The organism is Streptomyces mesophilus, from assembly GCF_011044995.1.
In the GTDB taxonomy this organism is placed as follows: Bacteria; Actinomycetota; Actinomycetes; order Streptomycetales; family Streptomycetaceae; genus Streptomyces; species Streptomyces mesophilus.
This window is the reverse complement of sequence record NZ_JAAKZW010000031.1, coordinates 24,787-47,693: the sequence shown is the minus strand read 5'-3', so window position 1 is coordinate 47,693 and position 22,907 is coordinate 24,787. Positions and strand designations below refer to the sequence as shown.

The window sequence follows — 22,907 nt, the reverse complement described above, 5'->3', positions numbered from 1 at the left end:
GGCTCGGCCGGCCAGGCGGCGACGCCGTCCGACGCTCCCTGGCACAACCCGCGCCCGGCTTTCGCCGGCGAGGAGCCTGCCTCGGACCCGACCCCCGAGTCCGCCCCGGCTCCCAAGCCCGAACCCGACCCGACACCCGAGCCCGCCCCGGACCCGGACCGCGACGCGGACCCCGACCCTGAACCCCCCGCCGGAGGCGACCGCGCATGAACGACGTACTCGACGTCGCCCTGCGACTGCTCGTCGTCTTCGTCGTGTTCCTGACCTTCCCGCTGATCGTCGGGCAGACCGAGCACAAGGTGATGGCCCATATGCAGGGCCGCCTCGGCCCGATGTACGCGGGCGGCTTCCACGGCTGGGCCCAGCTGGTCGCCGACGGGGTCAAGTTCGCGCAGAAGGAGGACATCGTCCCGGCCAACGCCGACCGACGGGTCTTCCAACTCGCCCCCGCCGTCGCCCTCCTGCCGTACCTCCTCGTCCTGGTCGCGATCCCCATCGGCCCGGGCGAGGGCGCGGTCGGTCAGGTCGTCGACGCCGGCATCTTCTTCGTGCTCGCCGTCATGGGCGTCGGCGTCCTCGGTTCGCTGATGGCCGGCTGGGCCTCCGCCAACAAGTACTCCCTCCTCGGCGGCCTGCGCACCGCCGCCCAGCTCCTCGCGTACGAACTCCCGATGCTGCTCGCCGCCGCCTCCGTCGCGATGGCGGCCGGCACGGTCTCGCTGCCCGGGATCCTGAACGCCTTCGAGTGGTGGTGGCTGCCCTGGCAGATCGTCGGCGCCCTGGTCTTCTTCGTGGCCGGGCTCGCCGAACTGCAGCGCCCGCCCTTCGACATGCCGGTCGCCGACTCCGAGATCATCTTCGGCGCGTACACCGAGTACACCGGTCTGCGCTTCGCCCTCTTCCTGCTCGCCGAGTACGCGGGCATCGTCGTCCTGTGCGGCCTGACCACCGTCCTCTTCCTCGGCGGCTGGCACGGCCCGTGGGGCGCCGACGGTCTCGGCTGGCTGTGGACCCTGGCGAAGACCGGCATCCTCGCCTTCCTCGTGATCTGGCTCCGCGTGAGCTATCCGCGCCTTCGCGAGGACCAGCTGCAAAAGCTCGCCTGGACCGTCCTCGTCCCGCTCGCGCTCGCGCAGATCGCGCTCACCGGCATCGTGAAGGTGGCGATCAACTAGTGGCTCCCATCCCGGGTTCGGGCCTCGCCAAGGGCCTGGCCGTGACCCTCCGCACGATGACGAAGAAGACCGTCACCGCGCAGTACCCCGACGTACAGCCCGAACTCCCGCCCCGTACGCGCGGAGTGATCGGCCTGTTCGAGGAGAACTGCACGGTCTGCATGCTCTGCGCCCGCGAGTGCCCCGACTGGTGCATCTACATCGACTCCCACAAGGAGACGGTGCCACCGGCAGTCGAGGGCGGCCGCGAGCGCAGCCGCAACGTCCTCGACCGCTTCGCCATCGACTTCTCGCTCTGCATGTACTGCGGTATCTGCATCGAGGTCTGTCCTTTCGACGCGCTGTTCTGGTCACCGGAGTTCGAGTACGCGGAGACGGACATCCACGAACTCACCCACGAGCGCGACAAGCTCCGCGAGTGGATGTGGACCGTGCCCGCGCCGCCGGCGCTGGACGAGGCGGCGGAGGAGCCCAAGGAGCTCGCCGCCGCCCGCAAGGCCGCCGAGAAGCTCGCCGCCGAACAGGCCGCCGCCGCGCCCCAGCCGGGGGAGGACCCCCAGTGACCCTCGGACCCCCAGTGACCCTCGCCGCCACCGCCCCCCAGGGCTTCCTCTCACCGACCGGTGTCGAGATCGCCTTCCTGCTCGTGGGCATGGCGACGCTCGGCGCCGCGGTCATCACCGTCACCACCAAGCAGCTGGTGCACGCCGCCCTGTGGCTGGTGGTCGCGCTCGGCGGGCTCGCCGTCGAGTACCTCCTGCTCACCGCCGAGTTCATCGCCTGGGTACAGGTGCTGATCTACGTCGGCTCCGTGGTCGTCCTCCTCCTGTTCGGTCTGATGCTCACCAAGGCCCCCATCGGCCGCTCCCCGGACGCCGATTCGGGCAACCGCTGGGTCGCCCTCGCGGTCGCGATCGCCTCAGCGGGCGCCCTGGTCTGGGTCGTCGTCGACGCCTTCCGTACGCAGTGGATCGACCTCGACGGTGCGGCCCAGGGCTCCACCGAGGTCACCGGCACGATCCTGTTCCGGCACTGGGTGCTGCCCTTCGAGGCCCTGTCCGTCCTGCTCCTCGCCGCCCTGGTCGGCGCGATCGTCCTCTCCCGCAAGAACGGCGACGCCGAGACCGCCGAAGCCGCTGGCACGCCCACTTCGGCCACGGACAAGGAGCAGCGCTGATGCACCTCGCCTATCCCGCCGTGCTCGCAGTGCTCCTCTTCTGCGTCGGCCTGTACGGGGTGCTCGCCCGCCGCAACGCGATCCTGGTCCTGATGTCCGTCGAGCTGATGCTCAACGCGGTCAACCTCAACCTCGTCGCGTTCGACGTCTGGCTGCGTGACGCCCTGCACGCGGGCCAGGCGCTCACCCTCTTCACGATCGCCATCGCCGCCGCCGAGATCGGCATCGGCCTCGCGATCGTGCTGATGGTGTACCGCAACCGCGGCACCTCGGACGTCGACAGACTCCGCGACACCGCCGAAGGCCACGGCCCCGACGACGGCGACCACGACGCACCCGAAGAAGCCGCAGCACCGGCACACACCACAGAGGCCGCCGCGTGACGACCACGACCCTCGCCGTTCTCGTACCCCTCCTTCCGTTCCTCGGCGCCGTCGCCGGTCTGCTCCTGGGACGCAAGGCCCCCGGGTTCGTCCGCCCGCTGGCGATCCTGCCCACGCTGACCGCGCTCGGCCTCGCCGTCGTCGTGGCCCTGCGCCAGGGCGGCGACCGCGCGATCGACGCGGCCACCGAACTCACCCCGACCGGCTCGGTCCCGATCGAACTCGCCCTCCACCTGGACGGGTTCGCGGTCCTCACCGCCGTCCTCGTGGGGGTGGTCGCCTCGTGCGTACAGATCTACTCGACGGCGTATCTGCGCGACGACCCGCGCTACCCCTCGTACGCCGCCCTGGTCTCGCTCTTCACCTCCGCGATGCTGCTCGTCGTCTTCTCGGGCGACCTGATGGTGCTCCTGGTCGGCTGGGAGATCATGGGCATCTGCTCGTACTTCCTGGTCGGCCACTACTGGGAGACCCCCGAGGCGCGCGCCGCGTCCCTCAAGGCCTTCCTGGTCACCAAGCTCGGCGATGTCCCCTTCCTGATCGGTCTGTTCGCGCTCGCCGCGGACGCCGGCTCGTTCCGGATCACGACGATCCTGGACAAGGTCGCCGCCGGCGGGCTCGACCACCCCACCCTGATCGCCCTGCTCCTGCTCGCCGGTGTGGCCGGCAAGTCGGCGCAGTTCCCGCTGCACACATGGCTGCCCGACGCGATGGCCGGCCCCACGCCGGTCTCCGCGCTGATCCACGCCGCGACGATGGTCGCCGCCGGTGTCTACTTCGTGGCCCGGCTCCTCCCGGTGTTCGCCGCCTCCGCGGCAGCCCTGATCGTGCTCGCGGTCATGGCCGCCGTGACCATGGCCGGTTCGGCGCTCGCCGCGCTCGCGCAGGACGACATCAAGCGCGTCCTCGCGTACTCGACGATCGGCCAGCTCGGCTACATGACCGGCGCGCTCGCCGTCGGTGACCGCGGCGCCGGCGTCTTCCACCTCCTGTCGCACGGCGCCTTCAAGGCGCTCCTTTTCCTCGCCGCCGGCGTGATCATCCACGCCGCGGGCACCAACTCCCTTGCCGCGATGTCCCGTATGGGCAATCTGCGCGACCGCGTCCCCGACGCCTTCTGGACGATGAGCGTGGCGCTGCTCGCGCTCGCCGCGATCCCGCCCTTCAGCGGCTTCTTCTCCAAGGAGGCCGTCCTCGGCGCCGCCGAGCACACCGCCACCGGACACAGCGAGCTCGCCCCCGCCACCGCCGGCTGGATCGTCCTCGTCGCCGGCCTGGTCACGGCCCTGCTCACGGCCGCGTACGCCACCCGCCTCTGGCTCCTCGCCTTCCGCGGCTCCGGCCCCGCGGCTCCCGACCACGGCAGGCAGCCGCTCGCCATGACCTCGGTCCTGTGGGTCCTCGCCATCCCCTCCCTCACGGCGGGCCTGAGCTTCGGTGTGCTCCCCGACTGGTTCGACGGCCACGACCTGACCCCGACGCTCACCACCTCGGTCCTGGCCACGGGCCTCGCCCTGGTCGGCGTGATCGTCACCTACGGAGCCTGGCGCCACAGCTCGGCGATGGCCGCCCGCGCACCGCTGGCCGTCGACGGACGCGAGCCGCTCGGCGCCGTCGCCGCGCACCCCGAGGAAGGCCCCGCCGCCACCGAGGCGGAAGCCATCACCGCGCACACCCCCGTCTACGGCTCGATCGCGGAAGCACCCGACTCGGCCGACCCCGGCCGTCTCCTGCTCGGCCCGCTCCACCACGCCGCGGCCAACGGCTTCCACCTGGACGCCCTCTACACCGCCCTGTTCGTCCGCCCCACCCAGGCCGCCGCCCGCCTCGTCCGCTTCCTCGACCGCGAGGTCGTCGACACCTACGTACGCGGCGCGGGCAACACGGCCAACCTCCTCGGCACCCTGGTCAGAAGAGCCCAGACCGGCAACGTGCAGACCTACTTGAGCGCCCTGCTCGCCGGCTCGGTCGTCCTCGCCGTCGCCGCCGTCCTCGTCGCAGCGGGAGCCTGAGCCGTGATCGATATCAGCGAGTCCGTGATGCAGTTCCTTCTGGCATTGATCGTGGCAGGACCGCTCCTGGGCGCCGCCGCGGCACTGCTGCCCGCCCCGCCCGGGCTGAAGGGGAAGTCCCCGGACCAGGCCGTACTGCGCCACGGCGTGACCGTCACCGGTGTCATCCTCATCGCGGCCGTGGTCCTCGCCCTCGGCTTCGACCACGACCACCCGGCCACGATGCAGGCCACGACCGACATCAGCTGGATCCCGGCACTGGACGTGCGGATCCACCTCGGTGTCGACGGCATCTCGCTCCCCCTCCTCGTACTGACCGCGCTCCTGACCTTCCTCTGCGCGCTCTACAGCTACTTCAAGCAGCAACATCAGCGGCTGGCGCCGCGGGCAACAGGCCCGTCCCCCAAGGCATTCATCGCCCTCATCCTGGTCCTGGAGTCGGGCACCCTCGCCACCTTCGCCGTCCTCGATCTGCTCCTGTTCTTCCTCGCGTTCGAGATGGTGCTCATCCCGATGTACTTCCTCATCGCACGCTGGGGCGGCGCCCAACGCACGCAAGCTGCCTGGAAGTTCATCCTCTACACACTGCTCGGCTCCGTCGTGATGCTGCTCGGACTCCTGCTGATCGGGCTGAAGTCCGGCACCTTCGACATGCTCGCACTCGCCACTGACAACGGCCGCGAACTCACCACGTCCGTGCAGCTCATCGCCGTATTGGCGATCGGCATCGGCCTCGCCGTGAAGACCCCGATGTGGCCTCTGCACAGCTGGCTTCCCGACGCCCACACCGCCGCACCGACCGTCGGCTCGGTGCTCCTCGCGGGCGTCCTGCTCAAGATGGGCACGTACGGGTTCGTGCGGATCCTGCTCCCCATCACTCCTGACGGCATGCGGGAGTTCGCGCCCTACCTGGCCGCCTTCGCGGTCGTCGGCATCATCTACGGATCGCTCGCCTGCCTGGCCCTGGCCCGCAAGGGCGCGAAGGGCGATCTCAAGCGCCTCATCGCGTACTCCTCCGTCGGCCATATGGGCTTCGTGCTCCTCGGCATCGCGACCATGACCCCGACCGGCGTCAACGGCGCGCTCTTCGCCAACATCGCCCACGGCCTCATCACCGGCCTGCTGTTCTTCCTGGTCGGCGCGCTGAAGGACCGCACCGGCAGCACCGACCTCGACGCCCTCGCGGGCCAGACCGGCCAGGCCCTCTACGGCAAGGCCCCCCGCTTCGGCGCCCTGCTCGCCTTCGGCGCCGTCGCCTCGCTCGGGCTCCCCGGACTCGCGGGCTTCTGGGGCGAAATGCTCGCCCTGTTCGGCGCGTTCAGGCCCGCCGAGGACCTCAGCCGCCCGGCCTTCCTCACCTTCATGGCGATCGCCGCGTTCGGCACGCTCCTGACGGCCGCGTACATGCTCCTCGTCGTACGCCGGATCTGCATGGGCGATCCGCAGGAGAAGCCCCAGGCACTCGCCGATATCCAGGGTTACGAGTTCGCTGCCTGGACCCCGCTCGTCGCCCTCACCGTCCTCGCCGGACTCTGGCCCGCGCTGCTGCTCGGCCTCACCGACCCGGCCGTGCAGAAGCTCCTCGCAGGAGGCAAGGCATGAACGTCGCCGAAGGCGCAGCCGGCGTGAGCCTCGTCCAGTCCGTCGACTGGACGGCCATCGCCCCGCCCACCATCGCCGCGGTCGTCGGCCTGGCCGTCCTCGTGGCCGACCTGTTCGTGCCCGAGAACCGGAAGCCCCTGCTCGGCTGGATCTCCCTGGCCGGCCTGGCCGCCGCCCTCGCCTCGCTGCTCCTGCTCCTCGACGGCGACCGCGAGACCTTCTGCCTGACCGGCGACGCCGGCGTGTGCTCGTACACCGCCGACCGCTTCACCGTCGTCATCCAGCTCCTGGTCCTGGGCGGCGCGCTGCTGACCGCGCTGCTCTCCGTAAGCCCCCTGAAGGACAAGGAACTCCCCGCGGGCGAGTACTGGTTCCTGCTCCTGTCCTCCGCCGCCGGCGCCGCCCTGCTCCCCGCATCCCGCGACCTCGCCACGCTCGTCGTGGCCCTCGAGGTCGCCTCGCTCCCGGCGTTCGCGCTGGTCGGCCTGCGCCGCGGGGACCGCCGCTCCTCCGAAGCGGCCCTGAAGTTCTTCCTGTCCTCGGTCACCGCCACCGCCGTCACGCTCCTCGGCGGCAGCTTCGTGTACGCGGCGACCGGCACCCTGCACCTGACCGAGATCGCCGTGAAGCTCACGGAGGTCGACGGCGACTTGCAGACCCTCGCCCGCACCGGTGTGGCCCTCACCCTGGTCGGCTTCGCCTTCAAGACGGCCGCCGTCCCCTTCCACTTCTGGGTCCCCGACACCTACATCGGCGCCCCGCTGCCGGTCGCCGCGTACCTCTCGGTGGTCGGCAAGGCCGTCGGCTTCACCGGCCTCATCCTGGTCACGGTCGTCGCCTTCCCCTCGTACGCGGATGTCTGGGCCCCCGCGCTCGCGGTGCTCGCCGCCCTCACCATGACGGCGGGCAACGTCGCGGCCCTGCGCCAGCAGGCGGGCCGCGCCTTCAGCGCCGTACGCCTGCTCGCCTGGTCCTCGGTCGGCCAGGCCGGCTATCTGCTCGTCCCGATCGCGGCCGCCGGCTATGTGGACGATCCGGCCGACGCCATCGGCGCCACCGTCGCGTACGCCCTGATGTACGCCGCCGTGAACCTCGGCGCCTTCGCCGTGGCCGCCCTGGTCGCCCGCAGCACACCCGAGAACCGCCTCACCGACTACCGCGGCCTGTACGCCCGCCATCCCCTGGCCGCGCTCGCCCTCGGCTTCTTCCTGCTCTGCCTGGCCGGACTGCCGCCGGGCATCATCGGCCTGTTCGCCAAGGTCACGGTCTTCCAGGCGGCGGTCGACGCGGGGCTCGGCTGGCTCGCGGTCGTCATGGCCCTCAACGTCGTGATCGCGCTCTACTACTACCTGCGCTGGACGGCGCTGCTGTTCCGTACACCCGAGGGCGAGGCTCCCGTACGCGAGGGCGATGTTCCCGCCCGCACCGCGTCGCTCCCGCTGCCGCTCACGGCCGCCATCGCCGTCACCGCGCTCGTGGGCATCGTCCTGTCCGGCGCGCCCCAGATGGTGCTGCGCTTCTCGGAGTCCGTCCTCTTCTGAGCAGGGGAGTCTTCGTCCCCTGAGCAGGCAATTCTTCGTCGCCCCCACCGGGCCCCTCACCCGATCGGTCCAGCCCTCCCGGCCCGCGGCCGGGGAACTCAGCCTTCCCGCCTGGCGTTGACCAGGCAGGGAGGGTCCACTGGAAAGTGGAAGCCAGTCAGCAAAGGGTTCCCCTGCCGCACCACCAGGAGGGCGCAGTCGTGCACCGCCGTAACAACGGTCTCAAGACCGCCGCTTTGCTCGGGGGCCTGTCCGCACTCATCCTCGTCATCGGCAGCTTCTTCGGGCGTACGGGACTGATCGTCGCGCTCTTCGTGGCCCTGGGCACCAACGCCTATGCGTACTGGAACAGCGACAAGCTGGCCCTCAAGGCGATGCGCGCCCGCCCGGTCAGCGAGTTCGAGGCGCCCCAGCTCTACCGGATGGTCCGCGAGCTCTCCACCCAGGCCCGCCAGCCCATGCCGCGGCTGTACATCTCACCGACGGAGGCTCCGAACGCCTTCGCGACCGGCCGCAATCCCCGTAACGCCGCGGTCTGCTGCACCGAGGGCATCCTGCGGATCCTCGACGAGCGCGAGCTGCGCGGCGTCATCGGCCATGAGCTCAGCCACGTCTACAACCGCGACATCCTGATCTCCTCGGTGGCCGGCGCCCTGGCCTCCGTGATCATGTTCCTGGTCAACTTCGCCTGGCTGATCCCCTCCGGCGGCTCCAGCAACCGCGAAGGCCCGGGCATCTTCGGGATGCTCCTGATCATGCTGCTCGGCCCCATCGCCGCCTCCGTGATCCGCCTGGCGATCAGCCGCTCGCGCGAGTACGAGGCGGACGCCTCCGGCGCTCAGCTCACCGGCGATCCGCTCGCGCTCGCCGACGCCCTGCGCAAGCTCGATGCCGGCACCAAGCAGCTGCCGCTGCCGCCCGAGCCCAAGATCGAGGCAGCCAGCCACATGATGATCGCCAACCCCTTCCGTCCGGGGCAGGGCATGTCCAAGATGTTCTCGACGCACCCGCCGATGGCCGAGCGCATCGCCCGCCTGGAACAGATGGCCGGCCGCCAGCGGTGAGCTCGGCCGCGGTCAGGGTCGAGTGCTCGTCCGCGGTCAGGGGCGAGTCCTCGTCCACGATCAGGGTCGAGTCAGGGTCGGAACCGGGATCCGGCAGCGGCCCGTTCGCGTCTCAGATCACGTAAGGGACGCCGTACAACGCCGTACGACGTCGCGTATGCCGTATGACGCCGATAGCGAGGCAGGTCGCCCGAAGTGAAGACCATCCTGAACATCATCTGGCTCGTCCTGAGCGGTTTCTGGCTCTTCCTGGGCTATCTGCTCGCGGGCGTGATCCTCTGCATCACCATCATCGGTATCCCGTTCGGCATAGCCGCGTTCCGTATCGGCGTCTATGCGCTCTGGCCGTTCGGCTACACGACCGTGGAGAAGCGCGACGCCGGCGCACCGTCCTGCGTGGGCAACGTCCTGTGGCTGGTCCTGGCCGGCTGGTGGCTCGCCCTCGCCCATATCGTCACGGGCGTCCTGCAGTGCATCACGATCATCGGCATCCCGCTGGGCCTCGCCAACTTCAAGCTGATCCCGATCTCGCTGATGCCGCTCGGCCGCGACATCGTGCGCACGGACGAGGCGTTCGCGGCCACGGGTCGCTGGTAGAGCGGGAGCGCGTGGGGTGTCGGCCACTGTGGGAAGGGTGGCCACTGTCGGGGGTGTTGATCATTTCCGTACGGGGATGAGCGTCCGCCGTACGAAGAACACCCCCGCGCCCACCGCGATCACCACGGCGCCCCACAGCACCGACGACGCCGGAAGCGTGGCCGCGAGCACCAGGCACCCCACGAGCCCCAGCGCGGGCAGCGCCCGGGCACGAAGCCGCGAACTCAGCGTCCACGCCGAGGCATTGGCGATCGCGTAATAGAGCAGCACCCCGAACGACGAGAACCCGATGGCGGCCCGCAGATCGGCCGTCGCGGCGAGCACCGCGACCACCACACCCACCGCGATCTCGGCCCGCTGCGGCACTTGGAATCGCGGGTGCACAGCGGCGAGTACGCCGGGTAGATGCCGGTCCCGCGCCATGGCGAGCGTCGTGCGCGACACCCCGAGGATCAGCGCGAGCAGCGCCCCCAGCGCGGCGACGGCCGCCCCGGCCCGTACGACGGGGGCGAGGCCGGACGCGCCCGCGGCCCGCACCGCGTCGGCCAGTGGGGCGCTCGCCGTGGCCAGCCCGCCCGTGCCGAGCACGGAGACGACGGCCAGGGCCACGGCGGCGTACACGACGAGCGTGATGCCGAGCGCGAGCGGGATCGCGCGCGGGATGGTCCGCGCCGGATCCCGTACCTCCTCGCCGAGCGTGGCGATCCGCGCGTACCCGGCGAAGGCGAAGAACAGCAGGCCAGCACTCTGCAGAACACCGGTCACGCCCGCCGGAGCCCCCTCCGTACCGCTCTGTGAACTCCCCACGCAGACCACGACCACGGCCGCGAGGACACTGAGCACCAGAGCGACGATCACGCGATTCATCCAGGCGGCCTTCTGAACTCCCAGACAGTTCAGGGCCGTCAGCATCGCCACCGCCCCGACGGCCACCGCATGCGCCTGCCCGGGCCACACATAGGTCCCCACGGTCAGCGCCATCGCCGCACACGAGGCGGTCTTGCCGACGACGAACGCCCACCCGGCGAGATAGCCCCAGAACTCCCCGAGCCGCTCCCGCCCGTAGACATACGTCCCGCCTGCGACGGGATAGAGCGCCGCGAGCCTCGCCGACGCCATGGCATTGCAGTACGCGACGAAACCGGCGATCGCGAGGCCGTAGAACAGCCCGGACCCGGCAGCATCCGCGGCCGGCCCGAGCGACGCGAAGATCCCCGCCCCGATCATGGCCCCGAGCCCGATGGTGACGGCGTCGAACAACCCGAGCGTCCGACGCAGCGTCTGAGCCGGGGCGCTCGCCGACTCCTGCGGCTGCGCGTGCGGCTTTCCGCCCGCCTGTCCGCCGGCCTGCCCGTGTGTCATACGCCGCACCCTACTGACGCCCGCAACCAGGTCACCGGCCCCGCCCGTCCCTCTTCACAGGACCGCAACCCGGACATTGCGCGGGTGCCTCGGACTGTTCTCTTCCGCGGCGCTCCACCGCGGAAAGGCAGCTCACCCCATGGGCATCATCGCGTGGCTCGTCCTCGGGCTCTTCGCCGGCGTCATCGCCAAGATCCTGCTCCCCGGCCGCGACCCGGGCGGCCTGATCGGCACGACCTTCATCGGCATCGCCGGCGCGTTCCTCGGCGGCTGGGCCTCGTCCCGCTTCCTGGACCGCCCGATCGCCACGGACTTCTACGACACGGCCACATGGATCTCGGCGATCGCGGGCTCCCTGGCCCTGCTGATCGCGTACCGCATCTTGTTCGGCCACTCACGGTCGCGCCGCTGACATGACGACTGGGGCGGTACGAGAGTCTCGTACCGCCCCAGTCGTCAGTGCGTCGTCAGCGGTGCGTCGTCAGCGGTGCGCCGTCAGCAGTGCGCCGTCAGCGGTGGCTCACCGGTAGTTGACGAACTGCAGCGCGAAGTCGAAGTCCTGCTGCTTGAGCAGCGTCTGCACGGCCTGCAGGTCATCACGGCTCTTGGAGCTGACCCGCAGCTCCTCGCCCTGTACCTGAGCCTTGACGCCCTTGGGACCCTCGTCGCGAATGATCTTCGCGACCTTCTTGGCGTTGTCCTGCGTGATGCCCTCCTGGATGGAGGCGAAGATCTTGTACTCCTTGCCGGACAGCTGCGGCTCACCGGCGTCCAGCGCCTTCAGCGAGATACCGCGCTTGACCAGCTTGGACTGGAAGACGTCGAGGATGGCGGCGACGCGGTCCTCGGAGTTCGCCTGCATCAGGATCTTCTCGCCGGACCAGTCGATGGACGCACCGACGTTCTTGAAGTCGTAGCGCTGCGAGATCTCCTTGGCGGCCTGGTTGAGGGCGTTGTCGACCTCCTGCCGCTCGACCTTCGAGACGATGTCGAAACTGGAGTCGGCCATGTCCTGTGGCTCCTTGCGTGGATGCGTACGGGTTACGGAATCGGGCTGCGGATACGGGCTACGGATACGGCTACGGATATACGCAAAGCCTAGCCACCCGGCCCGGGCCCGGACGCAGATCAATCGGGTGGCGGAGCACCCCCGGTCATCAGGTATCGTTTACGTCGTTGCCACGGAGCACCGCGCAAGCGAGACCTCCGAGGCGGCATCCCCGGCGGTGTGCCCGAGCGGCCAAAGGGAGCAGACTGTAAATCTGCCGGCTCAGCCTTCCCAGGTTCGAATCCTGGCGCCGCCACATGAAGGTGAAACCCCCTCCGAACTGCGGAAACGCAGGGCGGAGGGGGTTTCTTCATGGCCTCATCCGGCAAGCCGACCGGACACGCTGGACGCGCGAGCACTGGAGGGGAAGTCATGGGCGACTGGTTTCAGACGATCGTCGACACCGAGGCCACGCCAGGGGAGGCGGAGGGGCTCGCGGCGAACATTCTCGACTGGCTGATCGCGGACGGCTTCGTCTCCGCGGAACGTACCGACTGCGTCCTCGGCGCCGACGCCGGGCACGCGCCAGGGGCGGGTTACGGCGAAGCCGTCGAGGAACCGGATCCCGGGCTGGCCGGTGTGTGGAGCAACGGTCTGCACGTCACCGTGGGGCGTACGGTCTTCGATGCCGGGCAGGGCGAACCCTCGGCCGTCACCTGCCCGCACTGCGCGGTGCAGATGCCCCTCGTCGACGAGCGCTGGTCGCCCATCGAGGAAGCGTGGGCCCTGTTCGCGGACGCGGTGGGCTCCTGGGCCGACGGTGACGATGAGCCCGTCGCGTGCCCGTCCTGCGGCCGGGCAGCTCCCGTGCACACGTGGCTCTGGGCCGACGAGTACTTCGCGTTCGGCCATCTCGGCTTCACGTTCTGGAACTGGCCCACCCTGCGCCCCGAGTTCGTCGCGGACTTCTCACGCCGTCTCGGTGGCCACCGGACCGTACTGCTCGCCGGCAAGCTCTGACAGGACAGGCGCCGAAGCTCGCCGTTCGTCGACCCGGCCCGGCCCGACCGACCCGGCCCGACCGACCCGACCCGCCCCGACCGACCCGAAGACCGCCGCGGCCTCACCCGAGCCCAACGCCCAACGCCCAACGCCCAACGCCCAACGGCCGTGGCGGGGATCGAGTCCGACTACGAGCCGGCGTACGGCGGTCTGCACCAACTCCTGTTTCCCCACCTGGATCGGCTGGACGCGCTGCCCCATCCCCAGGCGACGGCGCTGCGTTGCGCTTTCGGTCTGGCCGAGGGGGATGACGCCAACCGCGACCAAGCAGGCCTCGCGAGCGCTGCGCGGCAGGATCGAGGTCCGCGCCCTCCAGGAGGAACCCGGCGCCTGACCAGGCGTGCTTCTACGCTGGCTCCATGGGGAAGCCGAAGCCGCATGAAGTGCCCCCGCCGTACCGGCGGTTCGCCGGTTACTGCCATGTCTGTGACGCCGGCCTGCAGTGGGAAGCGGGCAGCAGGACCACGGTGGTTGACCGTGAAGGCGACCCGTCGTGCGAGGCATCGTTCACGGGACGGCATGTGCTGATCCCGCCGAACTGGCGTCGCGCCCGCGACTGACCGCCCTTACGGCTTACGGCTTACGACTTACGGCGGTACTTAAGGGTCGCGGTAGGGAGACAGTCGGGGTATGCCCCGATGTCCCGTGGGCCTGTGCGGCGGCACGCTGAGGACATGATCGCGTCGAGGTTCCGTCGTCACCGCCACCTGCTCGCTCCCACCGTGTGGATCACCGTCGTCCTCGCCGTGACCGCCGCCCTGTGGGCGCCGTCGGTCAACGATCCGGGGCTCAGCCCGTTGCAGTTGACCGTCAGCGACTTCGCCGCGCTGGACCGCGGAGGTCCGATCGAGATGACGATGGGGCTGCTCGGCGCCGTCTCGCTGGTGCTGTTGCTGGTGGCCAGGGCGCGCCGACTGCCCGTACGCGGGCTGCCGTCCGTTCTGCTGACCGTCTGGGGGGTGGGGCTGCTGGTCGCGGCCGTGGTGCCCACCGATCCGCTGACCTCCGACCTCGGCGCGCCTGCTTACGTCCACCGGTACGCCTCCATCGCGGCGTTCGTCGCGCTGCCCCTCGCCGGGCTGCTGCTGGACCGGCGGACGCGTGCTCTGCCGGGTGCTACGGGAGCGGTTCTGCGGCTGCGTGCCCTGTCCTTGGCCGCGCTGGCCGGTGCGGTGCTCATGGCCTACGTGGCCGGACCGGGCGGGCGTGAACTCATCGGCCTGGTGGAGCGGGGGCTCCTGGGCTGCGAGGTCGCGATGGTCGGCGTACTCGGACGGTATGTGCAGCGGTGGACGCCGACCTCCGAGCTGCGTCTCGCCGCCTGATGCGGGGCGGCCGGCCATGCCGCGACCGCGGAGCTACACAGTCGGCAGGCACCCGGCGTCAGGCGCCCGTCGTCAGGCGCCCGGCGTTAGGCACCCGGCGTCACGCCCGGCGAGCTCCCCGCGGCGGACTAGGCCGCCCGGAGGTGCCGCCCCGGACATTGTCGGCCGCGACAGGAAAGTGGTGCAGGGACAGCGAACTCGGGTCCGGCAGCGGCCCGTTGGACGGTCCGGCGCGAAACGACTCGAGCAGATACGCGACCAGGCGCCGGGACGCGGCTTCATCGCCCGGCAGCGCGGTCACCAGGCCGCAGTGGGCCAGCAGGGCGACGGCGAGGTCGGACGGGTGGAAGTCGGTCCGCAGCGCGCCCGCGTCCTGGGCCTTGCGGATCAGGGTCCTGAGGTCGCGCTCGGCCCGGTCCCGTGTCGGTGCGTGCTCCGACGTGCCGTCCGGGAAGGCGGCGACGAACGCGGCCGGGAACCCCCGCTCCTCCCGCTGCAGCGCACAGGCCGTCTCGACGAGCCGCCGGAACCCCCGCCAGGGATCGGCGTCGGCGAGTGCCTCGGTCAGCGCCCGCGCGCAGGTCTCCATCTGCTGCGCGAAGGCGGCCCGCACCAGGGCGTCCCGGGTCTCGAACCGCCGGTACAGCGTCGCCACCCCGACCCCGGCCCTGCGGGCCACGGTCGCCATGGGCGCTTCGATGCCGTGCTCGGCGAAGACCGCGCGGGCGGCGACCAGGATGCGCTCCCGATTGCGCCGCGCGTCCGCGCGCAGCCCGCCTGCCTCCGCACCCCTCATCCGAGACGATTCCGCCACCACTGTCTCTCACCTCCGGCTCAAACGGACGATGTCGTCCACTTACGAGCCTACGGTCGATGACGGGCCCCTCCCGACGGCCCCGCGACCAAAGGTGAGAACGATGAACGACCGCACGATGAAGGCAGTGCTCTACGACCGCTACGGCGGCCCGGAGGTGCTCCATGTGGGCCGGGTGCCACGCCCCGAACCGGCTCCCGGCGAGGTGCTCGTACGGGTGCACGCGTTCAGCGTCAACGGCGGTGAACTGGCGGCCCGTTCCGGCCGCATCCGCCTCCTGACCGGACGGAAGTTCCCCCAGCGGGTCGGCCTGGACTTCACCGGCGAGCTCGCCGCGCTCGGCGAAGGTGTGACGGAGCCAGGGGCCGGCGAAGGTGTGACGGAACCGGCGCTCGGCGAGGGCATGACGGAACCGGCGGTCGGGGACCGTGTCTGGGGTGTCCTGGGGCGCTCCTCCGGCTTCGGAAGCGCCGCCGAGTACGTGTCCGTGCCGGTCAAGCGCCTGGGCCGGGTACCCGAGGGCCTCGATCCGGTGGACGCCGCCGCGCTGCCCGTGGCCACCACGGCCGTCACCGCCCTGCGGGACAAGGCCGGGCTGCGGCCCGGGGAGCGTCTGCTCGTACGGGGAGCCGCCGGCGGCGTCGGCAGCGCCGCCGTACAGCTGGGACGGGCGTACGGCGCGGAGGTCACGGCCCTCGCCCGCGCCGCCAACCTCGATTTCGTACGGGAGTTGGGCGCCCACAAGGCCGTGGACCACCGGGCCGTGCAACCGGCGGAGCTGGGCCGCTTCGACGTGGTTCTGGACACCGTGGGGAGCGACCTGCGGACCTTCCGCCGCCTCCTCGCGCCCGGCGGACGCATGGTCACCATCGCCTTCGATCTGTCACGGCCCGTCGCGTCGCTCGGCTCCATCGCGGCCACCGCGGTCCACGGACGCGGCCGGGTGCGCTTCTTCAGCGGCAACCCCCTGCGCGAGGACTTCGACGACCTCGCCCGCCACGTGGCCGAGGGCAAACTGCGTCCGGCGGTGGACAAGGTCTTCGCCTTGGAGGAGACGGCGGCGGCCCACAGAGCGCTGGAGTCGGGCGGGGTACGGGGCAAGTACGTGGTGCGTGTGACCCCGTAAAAGCGCCTGACCCCGTAAAAGCGCGTGACCCCGTAACACCGTACGGAGGACGTACGAAGTCAGCTGAAAGCCCGCCGATAGGCATGCGGACTCACCCCGGTCGTCCGCTTGAAGCGGTCACGGAAAGCCGTGGGGGAGCCGAAGCCGACCCGGGTGGCGATGCGTTCGACGGGGTGGGCGGTGGTTTCCAGGAGGTGCTGCGCCTGGCGGATGCGGGCGCGGTGCAGCCACTGGAGCGGGGTCGAGCCGGTCTGTTCCGTGAACCGGCGGATCAGGGTGCGGGTGCTGACGCCGGCCTGTGCGGCGATATCGGCGAGGGTGAGTTCGCGGGACAGATTGTCCTGGAGCCACAGCAGCAGGGGTTCGAGCGTGGAGCCCTGCGGGGCCGGGGCGTGGTCCCGGACGATGAACTGCGCCTGTCCGCCCTCCCGTTCGAGCGGCATGACCGAGAGCCGGGCCGCGTCGGCGGCGACCGCCGATCCGTAGTCGCGGCGGATCAGGTGCAGACACAGGTCGAGGCCGGCGGCGGCGCCGGCCGAGGTGAGGATCTGCCCGTTGTCCACGTAGAGGACGTCCGGGTCGACATCGATCTCCGGGTACGCGGCGGCCAGGGCGCCGGCGGCGAGCCAGTGGGTGGTGGCGCGCAGCCCGTCGAGCAGCCCGGCGGCGGCAAGGACGAAGGTGCCGGAACAGATCGATGCGATACGGGTCCCTGCCGCGGCCGCACCGCACAGCGCCTCCCGTACGTCCGCGGGGATCGGGGCGCCGGCCGTGGACGTGCCCGGCACGATGATCGTGTCCGCCTCCTGGAGCGTGTCGAGCCCCCAGGGAGCGCGCAGCACGAAGGCCCCGGCGTCGGTCTCCGGCGTCGCGGCGCAGACACGGACCTGGTAGCCGGGCCGGCCGTCCGGGAGGCGGGTGCGGGTGAAGACCTCGAGCGGCGTGGAGAGGTCGAACGGGATCACCTGGTCGAGCGCGAGCACGGCGATGGTGTGCATGGCGGGAATCTACCGTCCCGCCGCATCCTCGCAAGCCGGTGCGGAGAGCTACGCGCTTCCTTCTCTGCAGTTCAGAGGAGTGCGGCCACATGAGGACTCCCCTGGAATCGTGTTGGCACTATTCCGTTGAGACCTGTCACAAACGCCACTGGGAGGCGAAGGGGAGCGCGGATTAGCTTCGGTGCGTGCCCGGATCGGCAACCCCCGACTCCCGCGCATCGCACCCGCCCGCACCCGCCCGCACCCGTGAGGACCCAGGACGCTCATGCCCCGGACAGTCATGCCCCTGCACGCCCAGATCGTCCTGTTCGACGGTTTCGATCCGCTCGACGCCATCGCTCCCTTCGAGGTCCTGTCCGCGGGCGGGGTCGCCGCCCGCGGACAGCTGACCGTCGAGCTGGTCTCCGCCGAAGGCCCGCGCGAGGTCGTCAGCGGGACCGGCGGGCTGGCGCTCAGAACCACGGCCGCCCTGGATCCGACGCGTTCTGGGCTGATCCTGCTCCCCGGCGCCTCGGGCCGGATCGGCGCACTCGACGCAGACCCTCAACTCGACGCAGGCCCTCAACTGGACGCCGACGCCGACCTCGATTCCATCGACGCCCTCGGCCCTATGGAGCCCGAACCCATCCCCGTACTCCTCGGACGCACCCTCACCACCGACCTCCCCGCCCTCCTGAAGGCGGCGATGGAGAACCCCGAGATCACCGTCACCACCGTCTGCGGAGGCTCCGCCCTGCTCGCCATGGCCGGCCTCATCGAGGGACGCCACGCCACCACCCACCACCTGGGCCTCGACCTCCTGGACGCCACCGGCACCCACGCGGTCGACGCTCGCATCGTCGACGACGGCGACCTGGTCACCGGCGCCGGCGTCACCTCGGGGCTCGACCTGGCCCTCTACCTCCTCGAGCGCGAGCTGGGCCCCCGTATCGCCCATGCCGTCGAGGCGCTCTTCGCGTACGAGCGGCGCGGCACCGTCTGGCGCAACACCGGCCCGGAACCGGCCGCCTTCTGACCGCACCCCAGCACTGCCCCCGCCTCACCGAAGGAACCACGCATGCCGGCCGAAGACCCCGCCAACCGCAGCCACCCCGAAGCCACCAACCACCCCAACAGTCCCAGCAGCCCCAACCACCCCCACCCCGAGGGCACTTGGGACCTCACCATCGCCACCCCCGTCGGCCGGATCAAAGCCGAGGCCGAGTTCGTACGCGGAGACGGCGCCCTCACCGGAACAGCCCGCGGTACCGGCGAGGAGGTCCCGCTCACCGGGCTGGTCCTGGACGGCGACCGGCTCACCTGGAAGCAGGCCATCACCAAGCCCCTGCGCCTGAACCTGGAGTTCGCCGTCACGCTCGACGGCGACACCCTGACCGGCACCTCCCGCGCCGGCCGCCTCCCGGCCTCCAAGGTCACCGGCGTGCGCCGCACCCCGCAGACCGATGCGGGCCGCCGACCATGACCAAGTTCTTCCTCGCCCTTCACGTCCTGGCCGCCATCGTGGCCGTGGGCCCGGTCACCGTCGCCGCCAGCATGTTCCCGCCGGCCCTGCGCCGCGCGCAGAGCGCACCGGACGACCAGGACAGCCGCACCACCTTGCGCACACTCCACCGCATCTGCCGCGTGTACGCCGCCGTCGGCCTCGCCGTGCCGGTCTTCGGCTTCGCCACCGCGAGCAGCCTCGGGGTCCTGGGCGACGCCTGGCTGATCGCCTCGATCGTGCTGACCGCAGGCGCCGCCGCGGTGCTTGCCCTGCTGCTTCTGCCGGCTCAGGAGCAGGCGCTCGCCGCGCCGGGGAGTACGGGTACGAGGGCGGCCGCCCGCCTGTCGATGCTCACCGGAATCTTCAACCTGCTCTGGGCCACCGTCACGGTCCTGATGATCATCCGCCCCGGCTCCACGACGGGTGCCTGACCGTGAACCTCCGCCCCCTGCGCCTCGCCGCGAACGCGGAACTGGTCTCCCTGATCCTCCTGTTGGCCAACCTCGCCACCGTCCACCTGAAGCCGGTCTCCTCCCTCATGGGTCCGGCCCACGGCTGCGCCTACCTCGTCGTCATCGCCGCGACCTGGCGTATCGAAGGAGCCGGCGCGACCACCAAGGCCACCGCCGTCCTGCCCGGCATCGGCGGTCTCCTGGCGCTCCGTCAATTCACCGCCGGTGCGGGCCACTCACGAAGACAGTGAGCCACGCGGCCGAACGACCCAAAGCCGCCCACCAGGCTCCGTACGGAAAGGGGGCAGGCCCAGGCCCTAGTTGCCCGCCACGTCCTTCACCGCCACGGCCACCGGCGTCGTCCCGTCGATCAGCTCCAGCGTCAGCCCGGCCGTCGCCGAGGAGTCGACCAGCTCCGCGAGCACCGCCGCCACATCCTCCCGCGCGATGTCGCCGCGCCCGGTCGACGCCTCGAGCCGCACCAGACCCGTACCGGGTCCGTCGGTCAGGCGCCCGGGCTTCAGGATCGTCCAGTCCAGACCCTCGCAGCCGCGCACGTACGCATCGGCCTCGCCCTTGGCCCGCAGATACGCGTCGAAGATCTCGTCGCCCTGGTGCGCGGGATCCGCACCCATCGACGACACCACGATGTGCCTGCGCACCCCGGCCCGCTCGGCCGCCTCGGCGAACAGCACCGCCGCGGCCCGGTCCACCGTGTCCTTGCGCCCCGCACCCGAGCCCGGGCCCGCGCCCGCGGCGAAGACCGCCGCGCCGGCGCCCTGCAAGTGTGCCGCGACCTCCTCGACGGAGGCCGACTCCAGATCGCACAGCACCGGCTCGGCGCCGGCCGCCCGCAGATCGTCGCCCTGCGCGGGATTGCGGATGAGCCCCGCGACCTCGTATCCACCGCGCGCGTCCAGCAGCCTGGAGAGCCGCAGCGCGATCTGACCGTGTCCCCCGGCGATGACAATGCGCATGCTCCGACCGTACGCCGAGCAGCCCTGACCCGCCGCCTCGGCGAGAAGGGCGCCGTGCGCGCCCGCTCAATGTTCACCGCGAGAGCCCCGGAATGTTCCCCGCCATGCCGCCCGTACGCAACGCTCCGCCTACGGTCGCCTCCGCCCGTACGCAACGCTCCGCATACGGTCGCCGCCGCCCGCCCGATACGCCTCAAGCCCTCGCGTACGGACGCCCGCCAGGCGCAGAGGAAGCCCGCCGCGCATCGCGGCCGGCCCTCAACTCCCCACTCCCGCAAGGGACGTCAGGAAGGCTCCTTGCCCTTGGCCCGCCCCTGCCGCGGCAGATCCAGCGCGACGGCCGCCGCCGAATCGCAGTACTCCCGTACGGCACTGGTGCGCGCCACCACCCGCCCGCGGTGCACCACGATCCTGCTGTACGCGAGGGACAGCGCGCCCGCGAGGCCCTCGCCGCGGACCGCGAGGAGCTCGGCCGGAAAGCCCGCCTCGACCCGTACCTCGGGCAGCGCCATCGCCGCCCGTGCCTCACCGCAGACCGCGTCGTAGGCCAGGGCCGGGTCGAGCCCGTGCTGCGAGGCCAGCAGATACGCGGCCTCCAGCGGGTCCCCGCGGCCGACCGGGTTCGCGGGATCCCTGAGCGCCCCGCTGCCCGCCGCCACCCGTACGCCCGCGGTGCGCAGCAGCCGTACCGGAGCCGTCGTATTTCCGCGCCGTCCGAGTCCGCCGCAGTCGCCCTGCGGCAGGCAGCTGACCCGCACGCCCGCCGCCGCCAGCGCCTCCGCGGACCGCACGGCCACCTCGCGCGGCACCCGCCCGAGCCCGCCGAGCGGGCCGATGGTCACGCCGGGCCGCAGCCCGCCCGCCATCGCCGCCAGGCGCGAGAGCCGGGCCGGGTCGAGACCGTCGGTGTGCAGATCGACGGGACAGCCGTGCTCGGCGGCCACTTCGAGGACCGCCTCCACGTAACCGGTGGGGTCGGGGTCGAGGTCCGGGCAGCCGCCCACCACGGAGGCGCCCATCTTCACGGCGTCGCGCAGCATCGCCAGACCGTCCGCACCGGCGACCCCGGTCAGCAGCCGCGGCACCGCCACCGCCGACAACTCGGCGAGCCCGCGCAGCGAACGCCGCGCCTGAAGCACCGCCTCCATCGGCCCGAGCCCCTGCACATCACCGATCCGCACATGCGAGCGCAGCGCCGTCGCACCGTGCCCGAGCTGCAGCAACGCGGCCTCGGTGGTGCGCCGCTGAACATCCGTCACGTCGTACGAGACCGGCCCGTCACCGTCCGCGGCGAGTGCGGTGTCGCTGTGCGCGTGTGGCTCGGCCGGCGCCGGAAGCAGCAGATAGCCGCTCAGATCCACGCGCGAGGAGTGCGCGGCCAGCGACCCCGCCGTACCGACCGCTTCGATCCGCCCGCGCCCGAGGCGTACGTCCACCGTGCGACCGTCGGTGAGCCGCGCCCCGCACAGCAGAAGCGAGGCGGTCTCCTCGGCTGCGCCGTCGCGGTGCGGCGGCTGCGGCTGGCTGTCGGGCATCGCGCTCCAGAGGCGGGGGAAGAGAGGGCGGGGGAACAGTGCGGGGAACAGGAGAGCGTGACGATCAAGATCACGCAGCGTGTTCCGAGCCTAGGGCGCCGTACGGCCCGCTTCGAGGAGGAGCGAAATAGTCGTACCGGTGTGGTGCAGGGGGCGCGTGAGGCACTCGGGGAGGGCCTCAGCCCAGGCAGGACATAAGGATTTGGGCGATCGGCAACCAACCGTGTAATGTCTTCATCGCTCGCCCCAATAGCTCAGTCGGTAGAGCGTCTCCATGGTAAGGAGAAGGTCTGCGGTTCGATTCCGCATTGGGGCTCTGGTGCAACCACATCTCGTGGCCTGCATCACAGCGGTGTAGCTCAGTCGGTAGAGCAAGCGGCTCATAATCGCTGTGTCACCGGTTCAAGTCCGGTCACCGCTACTGACAGTAGCCGATTGTGGGGTCGGTCCTCCGGTCGGCTACTCTTCTATGCGTTAATACCATCCGTTCATCAAGGAGCACTCACGTGGCTGCCACCGATGTCCGCCCGAAGATCACGCTGGCCTGCGTGGAGTGCAAGGAGCGGAACTACATCACCAAGAAGAACCGGCGTAACAACCCGGACCGTCTTGAGATGAAGAAGCACTGCCCGCGTTGCAACGCGCACACCGCGCACCGCGAGACGCGATAACAAGGCTCGTACACGAGGCCGTCCCCATTCATTTGGGGGCGGCCTCGCGTCGTTTTCACCTGCAGTACCCAGCAGTACGTCCCCATCTGTTGCAGGAGGTGCCGAGCCCATGGCGCTCGACCAGTCCTTCGTCGGGCGGACCTACCCGCCCACCGACCCCTATGAGGTCGGCCGGGAGAAGATCCGCGAGTTCGCCGAGGCGGTGGGCGACGCCAACCCCGTCTACCGCGATACCGAGGCCGCCAAGGCGTACGGCCACAGCGATGTGATCGCGCCGCCGACCTTCGTGTTCGCCATCACGTTCAAGGCGGCGGGCCAGGTCATCGAGGACCCGCAGCTCGGCCTGGACTACAGCCGCGTCGTGCACGGCGACCAGAAGTTCGCCTACACGCGCCCCGTGCGCGCGGGCGACCGCCTCACCGTCACCTCGACCATCGAGGCGATCAAGTCCATGGCGGGCAACGACATCCTGGACATCCGCGGCGAGGTCCACGACGAGGCCGGCGAGCATGTCGTGACCGCGTGGACCAAGCTCGTCGCGCGCGCTGCGGACGGAGAGTGAC

26 protein-coding genes, 3 tRNA genes and 1 pseudogene are annotated in these 22,907 nt (G+C 71.0%); 24 read left to right on the top strand and 6 right to left on the bottom strand.

All coding sequences use genetic code 11. The features are described from left to right. The 10 genes and pseudogenes from G6045_RS40860 to G6045_RS11550 form a co-directional block, all read left to right on the top strand. Positions 1-210: pseudogene (locus G6045_RS40860) on the top strand (NADH-quinone oxidoreductase subunit C); the annotation flags it as partial. After that, complete coding sequence (locus tag G6045_RS11590) at positions 207-1,175, top strand: complex I subunit 1/NuoH family protein (protein ID WP_165331797.1); 969 nt, start codon at positions 207-209, stop codon at positions 1,173-1,175. The pseudogene G6045_RS40860 and the gene G6045_RS11590, both read left to right, overlap by 4 nt. Continuing rightward, complete coding sequence (locus G6045_RS11585; protein ID WP_165331796.1) at positions 1,175-1,738, top strand: NuoI/complex I 23 kDa subunit family protein; 564 nt, start codon at positions 1,175-1,177, stop codon at positions 1,736-1,738. Before G6045_RS11590 ends, G6045_RS11585 begins: the two co-directional genes overlap by 1 nt. Beyond that, positions 1,735-2,352 carry an NADH-quinone oxidoreductase subunit J family protein gene (locus G6045_RS11580; protein ID WP_408056326.1) on the top strand — a complete coding sequence of 206 codons (618 nt, stop codon included), beginning with the start codon at positions 1,735-1,737 and terminating at the stop codon, positions 2,350-2,352. The genes G6045_RS11585 and G6045_RS11580 overlap by 4 nt, the downstream gene beginning before the upstream one ends. Further along, positions 2,352-2,735, top strand: a complete 384-nt coding sequence (gene nuoK / locus G6045_RS11575; RefSeq protein WP_165331795.1) for an NADH-quinone oxidoreductase subunit NuoK — start codon at positions 2,352-2,354, stop codon at positions 2,733-2,735. The genes G6045_RS11580 and nuoK overlap by 1 nt, the downstream gene beginning before the upstream one ends. After that, positions 2,732-4,747, top strand: coding sequence for an NADH-quinone oxidoreductase subunit 5 family protein (locus G6045_RS11570; RefSeq protein ID WP_165331794.1), 2,016 nt, complete (start codon positions 2,732-2,734; stop codon positions 4,745-4,747). Before nuoK ends, G6045_RS11570 begins: the two co-directional genes overlap by 4 nt. A 3-nt stretch (positions 4,748-4,750) precedes the next feature. Beyond that, positions 4,751-6,349 carry a complex I subunit 4 family protein gene (locus tag G6045_RS11565; RefSeq protein WP_165331793.1) on the top strand — a complete coding sequence of 533 codons (1,599 nt, stop codon included), beginning with the start codon at positions 4,751-4,753 and terminating at the stop codon, positions 6,347-6,349. Next, complete coding sequence (locus tag G6045_RS11560) at positions 6,346-7,890, top strand: NADH-quinone oxidoreductase subunit N (RefSeq protein ID WP_165331792.1); 1,545 nt, start codon at positions 6,346-6,348, stop codon at positions 7,888-7,890. The genes G6045_RS11565 and G6045_RS11560 overlap by 4 nt, the downstream gene beginning before the upstream one ends. 200 nt (positions 7,891-8,090) lie before the next feature. Continuing rightward, positions 8,091-8,954, top strand: coding sequence for a zinc metalloprotease HtpX (gene htpX, locus G6045_RS11555; RefSeq protein ID WP_165331791.1), 864 nt, complete (start codon positions 8,091-8,093; stop codon positions 8,952-8,954). Between the two features lie 195 nt (positions 8,955-9,149). Continuing rightward, positions 9,150-9,551 (top strand): YccF domain-containing protein, encoded by a 402-nt coding sequence (locus tag G6045_RS11550; RefSeq protein WP_165331790.1) that lies wholly within the window; start codon positions 9,150-9,152, stop codon positions 9,549-9,551. Between the two features lie 60 nt (positions 9,552-9,611). On the opposite strand, the gene G6045_RS11545 is transcribed toward G6045_RS11550, so the two are convergent. After that, positions 9,612-10,913 carry an APC family permease gene (locus G6045_RS11545; protein ID WP_165331789.1) on the bottom strand — a complete coding sequence of 434 codons (1,302 nt, stop codon included), beginning with the start codon at positions 10,911-10,913 and terminating at the stop codon, positions 9,612-9,614. A gap of 139 nt (positions 10,914-11,052) precedes the next feature. On the opposite strand from G6045_RS11545, the gene G6045_RS11540 reads away from it, so the two are divergent. After that, positions 11,053-11,325 (top strand): GlsB/YeaQ/YmgE family stress response membrane protein, encoded by a 273-nt coding sequence (locus G6045_RS11540; RefSeq protein WP_165331788.1) that lies wholly within the window; start codon positions 11,053-11,055, stop codon positions 11,323-11,325. A 108-nt stretch (positions 11,326-11,433) separates the two neighbouring features. On the opposite strand, the gene G6045_RS11535 is transcribed toward G6045_RS11540, so the two are convergent. Continuing rightward, the gene (locus G6045_RS11535; RefSeq protein WP_165331787.1) at positions 11,434-11,922 is read right to left on the bottom strand and encodes a YajQ family cyclic di-GMP-binding protein; all 489 of its coding nucleotides are present in this window, start codon (positions 11,920-11,922) and stop codon (positions 11,434-11,436) included. Between the two features lie 213 nt (positions 11,923-12,135). On the opposite strand from G6045_RS11535, the gene G6045_RS11530 reads away from it, so the two are divergent. From G6045_RS11530 to G6045_RS11515, 4 genes are all read left to right on the top strand, one after another. Continuing rightward, a tRNA-Tyr gene (locus tag G6045_RS11530) sits at positions 12,136-12,217 on the top strand. A 116-nt stretch (positions 12,218-12,333) separates the two neighbouring features. After that, entirely contained in the window at positions 12,334-12,921 is a 588-nt protein-coding gene (locus G6045_RS11525; protein ID WP_165331786.1) for a hypothetical protein, read from the top strand. Between the two features lie 401 nt (positions 12,922-13,322). Next, positions 13,323-13,523 carry a hypothetical protein gene (locus G6045_RS11520; protein ID WP_165331757.1) on the top strand — a complete coding sequence of 67 codons (201 nt, stop codon included), beginning with the start codon at positions 13,323-13,325 and terminating at the stop codon, positions 13,521-13,523. Positions 13,524-13,637: 114 nt separating this feature from the next. Then, positions 13,638-14,288 carry a DUF998 domain-containing protein gene (locus G6045_RS11515; protein WP_165331785.1) on the top strand — a complete coding sequence of 217 codons (651 nt, stop codon included), beginning with the start codon at positions 13,638-13,640 and terminating at the stop codon, positions 14,286-14,288. Between the two features lie 100 nt (positions 14,289-14,388). On the opposite strand, the gene G6045_RS11510 is transcribed toward G6045_RS11515, so the two are convergent. Then, positions 14,389-15,102, bottom strand: coding sequence for a TetR/AcrR family transcriptional regulator (locus tag G6045_RS11510; RefSeq protein ID WP_165331784.1), 714 nt, complete (start codon positions 15,100-15,102; stop codon positions 14,389-14,391). Between the two features lie 103 nt (positions 15,103-15,205). On the opposite strand from G6045_RS11510, the gene G6045_RS11505 reads away from it, so the two are divergent. Next, the gene (locus G6045_RS11505) at positions 15,206-16,228 is read left to right on the top strand and encodes an NAD(P)-dependent alcohol dehydrogenase (RefSeq protein ID WP_165331783.1); all 1,023 of its coding nucleotides are present in this window, start codon (positions 15,206-15,208) and stop codon (positions 16,226-16,228) included. 59 nt (positions 16,229-16,287) lie between these two features. Here G6045_RS11505 and G6045_RS11500 read toward each other — a convergent pair whose 3' ends face one another. Further along, positions 16,288-17,226, bottom strand: a complete 939-nt coding sequence (locus tag G6045_RS11500; protein ID WP_165331782.1) for a GlxA family transcriptional regulator — start codon at positions 17,224-17,226, stop codon at positions 16,288-16,290. A gap of 286 nt (positions 17,227-17,512) precedes the next feature. Here G6045_RS11500 and G6045_RS11495 point away from each other — a divergent pair, with 286 nt between their 5' ends. The 4 genes from G6045_RS11495 to G6045_RS11480 are packed head-to-tail and all read left to right on the top strand — an operon-like array spanning position 17,513 to position 19,412. Continuing rightward, positions 17,513-18,241 (top strand): DJ-1/PfpI family protein, encoded by a 729-nt coding sequence (locus tag G6045_RS11495; RefSeq protein ID WP_206343615.1) that lies wholly within the window; start codon positions 17,513-17,515, stop codon positions 18,239-18,241. Positions 18,242-18,283: 42 nt separating this feature from the next. Continuing rightward, positions 18,284-18,688 carry a hypothetical protein gene (locus tag G6045_RS11490; protein WP_235967801.1) on the top strand — a complete coding sequence of 135 codons (405 nt, stop codon included), beginning with the start codon at positions 18,284-18,286 and terminating at the stop codon, positions 18,686-18,688. Then, positions 18,685-19,140, top strand: coding sequence for a hypothetical protein (locus G6045_RS11485; protein WP_165331781.1), 456 nt, complete (start codon positions 18,685-18,687; stop codon positions 19,138-19,140). Before G6045_RS11490 ends, G6045_RS11485 begins: the two co-directional genes overlap by 4 nt. A gap of 2 nt (positions 19,141-19,142) precedes the next feature. Further along, on the top strand, positions 19,143-19,412 hold the full coding sequence (locus tag G6045_RS11480) for a DUF3817 domain-containing protein (protein WP_165331780.1): 270 nt from the start codon (positions 19,143-19,145) through the stop codon (positions 19,410-19,412). Between the two features lie 66 nt (positions 19,413-19,478). Here G6045_RS11480 and G6045_RS11475 read toward each other — a convergent pair whose 3' ends face one another. Continuing rightward, positions 19,479-20,138: an NAD(P)H-binding protein gene (locus G6045_RS11475; protein ID WP_165331779.1), complete on the bottom strand. Its 660-nt coding sequence runs from the start codon at positions 20,136-20,138 to the stop codon at positions 19,479-19,481. Between the two features lie 284 nt (positions 20,139-20,422). Beyond that, the gene (locus G6045_RS11470; protein WP_165331778.1) at positions 20,423-21,673 is read right to left on the bottom strand and encodes an amidohydrolase family protein; all 1,251 of its coding nucleotides are present in this window, start codon (positions 21,671-21,673) and stop codon (positions 20,423-20,425) included. Positions 21,674-21,916: 243 nt separating this feature from the next. On the opposite strand from G6045_RS11470, the gene G6045_RS11465 reads away from it, so the two are divergent. The 4 genes from G6045_RS11465 to G6045_RS11450 all read left to right on the top strand — a co-directional run bounded on the left by G6045_RS11465 (position 21,917) and on the right by G6045_RS11450 (position 22,906). Continuing rightward, positions 21,917-21,989 (top strand) — tRNA-Thr (locus tag G6045_RS11465). Between the two features lie 32 nt (positions 21,990-22,021). Then, positions 22,022-22,094: transfer RNA gene (locus G6045_RS11460), tRNA-Met, on the top strand. 85 nt (positions 22,095-22,179) lie between these two features. Next, a complete protein-coding gene (gene rpmG, locus G6045_RS11455) occupies positions 22,180-22,344 on the top strand; it encodes a 50S ribosomal protein L33 (RefSeq protein ID WP_003948671.1) in 165 nt (54 codons plus the stop codon). A 109-nt stretch (positions 22,345-22,453) separates the two neighbouring features. Beyond that, entirely contained in the window at positions 22,454-22,906 is a 453-nt protein-coding gene (locus tag G6045_RS11450; RefSeq protein ID WP_165331777.1) for a MaoC family dehydratase N-terminal domain-containing protein, read from the top strand. The last annotated feature ends 1 nt before the right edge of the window (position 22,907 follow it).